The organism is Pantoea sp. Fr-CA_6 (assembly GCF_024520895.1).
Lineage (GTDB): Bacteria > Pseudomonadota > Gammaproteobacteria > Enterobacterales > Enterobacteriaceae > Pantoea > Pantoea agglomerans.
Genome location: NZ_JALNPO010000027.1, coordinates 1 through 3,710, shown reverse-complemented (window position 1 = coordinate 3,710; position 3,710 = coordinate 1). Strand labels below are relative to the sequence as shown.

Below are 3,710 nucleotides of genomic sequence, written 5' to 3'. Positions count from 1 at the left end.
CCCGGACCGCTGGTGGCGTTCCACACGGTCACGTACATGCCGCCGTGCGCCGCATCGGTAAAGGCCGCCATTTCCGGCCCGCCGGAGCTGCCCATGCCCTTGCCGGTTGCCACCGTCACTTCGCCCGTCACCGGCTGGTTATCCGCCCCGTAGCTGCGCTGCACGATGCCTGTGCCCTGGTCTTCCCAGCTGATGATGTAGCCGCCGTCGGCGGTTGCCATCGCACCCGGACGGTTCTGTGCACCGCTGTAGGTGGTGTTCACCTGGAACTCGTCGGTCACCGCCTGGCCGTCGGCGCCGTAGCGGCGCGCCATCACGCCGTCCCCGCTGTTGTCCAGTCCGTTAACGTTGGACTCGTAGACAATCAGAAAGCCGCCGTCGGTCAGCGCGATCACCTGCGGGCTGTCCTGATTGTTGGCCGTGCGCTGGTTCACCTGCTGCTCGGTGCCGATTTTACGTATACCGTCGGCCTCAAAGAGCTGCATGTAAACCTCGGTGCCGGAGACACCTGCGCCCTGCCACGTCACCACGATGCGGCCGTCCGCCAGCCGGGTCGTCGACGGGTTAAGCTGGTCTCCAGTGGTGGTAGTGTTCACCTGCATACTTTCATTCAGCAAGCTATACGTAGCCAGTGCAGATCCCTGGAAGGCCACTGTATCGCCCTTGTTCCCTGCTGGATCGATAGCGTAGATCTCTCCTGACTCGCCAGCTGAGATTGGGTTAGGTGCTATCACCCACTTACCCTGCTGATCGGCTACTACGCTATATTCCGTGCCGTTCTTATCGACAATGACAACCACAACGCCAGGCTCAGTAACACCGCTCAGTGACTCCTCTGAGTTTCCTGAAATCCCAACGTTAGGCGCTGTGATATCGATAATAAAATCCCAGCTACTGCTGATTTCACTGACGTTACCTGCAGCATCCGTTGCCGTCGCCGTAATACCGTGTGTCCCTTCCAGCAGGTTAGTGGTCGGCGTATAGCTCCACTCACCCAGTGCATCTGCCGTCACTGTCGCAAGCAGGATGCCATTGTCATAAAGCGTAACCAGCGAGCCTTTTTCCGCCTTGCCGGTAAAGGTCGGCGCCGGATCGTCAATGACATTACCTGCCACTGGTGAGGTGAACTGCAATGTACCGACGTCATCCTGTAATGACTGGATGATCACTGGTTCTGGCGGTGTGGTATCCACATTCAGGGTAAATTTCGCCTCGCTGCTGTTGCCCGCCGCATTGGTTACCGATGCCGTAAAGACGTGCTCACCGTCTGCCAGCTCCGCCACCGCGAACGTCCATACGCCGCTGCTGTTTGCCGTGCTGCTGCCCAGCACCGCGCCCGATTTGTCGCTGATGGTCACCACCGCGCCCGCCGCCGCCGTGCCCTGCAGCTCCGGCGTGCTGTCGTCGGTCAGGCCGCCGTTCAGTACCGCGCCGGTGATGCTTCCCGCATCGTCGTTCGCCTGGTCAATGCTCAGCTCCACGCTGCTGCTGTCCAGCCTGAAGGTCGCGCGCTCGCCGCGGGTTTCGTTCCCCGCCGCGTCCGTCACCTTCACCTGCCAGCTGTGCTCCCCGTCCGTCAGCGTGCCCAGCGCCAGTGTCCAGTTGCCGTCCGCGTCCGCCACCGTGCTGCCTGCCGGCGTGCTGCTGTTGTCCAGATATACCGTCACCGTCGCGCCCGCTTCCGCCGTGCCCTTCAGCACCGGCGCGCGGTCGTCGGTTACCCCGCCGCTGGCAACTTCGCCCTGCACCTCACCCTGGGCGTCCATCAGCGCCGCCACGGCCGCCTCCGGTGCCACGGTGTCCAGCACCACGTTAAACGCGCCGGTCTCCGCCGAGGAAACCCCCGCCGCGTTCACCGCCGTCGCCGTCAGGTCATAGCGCCCGTCCTCGCCCAGCGCCGCCGTGGTAATGCTCCAGCGGCCGTTGTCATCCGCCACGCCCGACCCCGCGTTTACCCGGTTGCCGTCCGCATCCGTGGCCCACACGATGACCGTCAGCCCCGCGCCCGCGGTGCCGTTCAGCGTCAGCGTGCCGTCGTTGGTGAACTGGCCCTTCTGCAGGAAGCCGCTGTCCGCGTCTTCGCCCTGGCTGTAGTCGTCCACCACGTTTTCAATCGCCGGCTGCGCCGGGGCGCTGGTCAGGACGCTGAAGTCCCACGCCGCATCCGCCGTGCCGCTTACCTGCGGGCCTTCATTGCCCGCCGCGTCCACCGCCGCGACCGTCAGGGCGTGTGCCCCGCTGCTCATCGCGCTGTCCGGCGTCCAGCTCCACTTGCCGTCCGCCTCCACCGCTGCGCTGCCGATCAGCTTGCCACTGTCGTAGATATTGACGCTGACCACACCCTGCGCTATTCCTGCCGTGCTCACGCTACCGCTGTAGGTCGGGCGTGCATCATCAGTCGTTGCACCGTCGGCGATCTCGCCCCGTACCGGACCGACGTCATCGGTCAGCGTGATGCTGCTGTCTGTAAAGGCGTCGGTATCCGGCGCAGTGGTGTCGACGGTAAAGCTCCAGCCATCGTCATCAGTGCCGCTCACCTGCGGGCCTTCGTTACCCGCCGCGTCCACCGCCGCAACCGTCAGGTCGTGAGAGGCGCCGTCCGCCATATCCTGCTCCGGCGTCCAGCTCCACTTGCCGTCCACGCCGACAGCTGCGCTGCCGATAAGCTGGCCGTTGTCATAGATGTTGACGTGATCGATGTCGGCGGTTGCGTCGCCGGAAAGGGTCGGCCGTGCGTCGTCGGTGACGCTGCCATCCAGGATCTCGCCGGTAATCGCACCGACGTCGTCGGTCAGGGTGATGCTGTCGATGACCAGGCCCGAGGTCTGGTTATCCGGCGGCGTGCTGTCTGTCGGGCCGTCGATCACAACGCTGTTGCTGTTGCCCGCCTCGTCGGTGGCTTCCACCACGACGTCTTTGGCGTCCACGCCCGCCGGATTCGGCTGGATGCTCCAGTGGCCGTCCGCGTCCGCCACCGTGCTGGTCACGCTGTCGCTGACCGGATCGGTGATCACGATCACCGCACCCGGCTCGGCGTTACCGGCCAGCTCGTCTTCGGTGTTGTTCGTGATTTCCGGAGCCGCCGTGCTGGTATCCAGCTTAAACGGCCATTCTGCGCCAGGCGCGGAGATGTTTCCTGCCGCGTCCGTGCTAACGGCTTTGATACTATGATCGCCGTCTACCATATTGGTGGTCGGCGTATAGCTCCAGTTGCCCTGCGCATCCGCCCGAACGCTGCCCAGCACGCTGTCGCCGTCATACAGCGTAACCAGCGAACCTTTTTCTGCCTTGCCGGTAAAGGTCGGTGCCGGATCGTCCGTTACGCCACCACTGGTCGTAGACGTGCCCTGTACAGTGCCTACATCGTCAATCATCCCGGTGATGGTCGGCAGGACAGGTGCGATGGTGTCAACGGTCAGGGTAAATTTCGCCTCGCTGCTGTTGCCCGCCGCATTGGTTACCGATGCCGTAAAGACGTGCTCACCGTCTGCCAGCTCCGCCACCGCGAACGTCCATACGCCGCTGCTGTTTGCCGTGCTGCTGCCCAGCACCGCGCCCGATTGGTCGCTGATGGTCACCACCGCGCCCGCCGCCGCCGTGCCCTGCAGCTCCGGCGTGCTGTCGTCGGTCAGCCCGCCGTTCAGTACCGCGCCGGTGATGCTTCCCGCATCGTCGTTCGCCTGGTCAATGCTCAGCTCCACGCTGCTGCT

The 3,710-nt window shown here is 64.2% G+C and carries 1 protein-coding gene; it reads right to left on the bottom strand.

Features of this window, described 5'->3' with window-relative positions; genetic code table 11:
- Positions 1-3,710: Ig-like domain-containing protein (locus NR201_RS22405; protein WP_256850185.1), on the bottom strand; the 3,710-nt coding region annotated here is incomplete at both ends.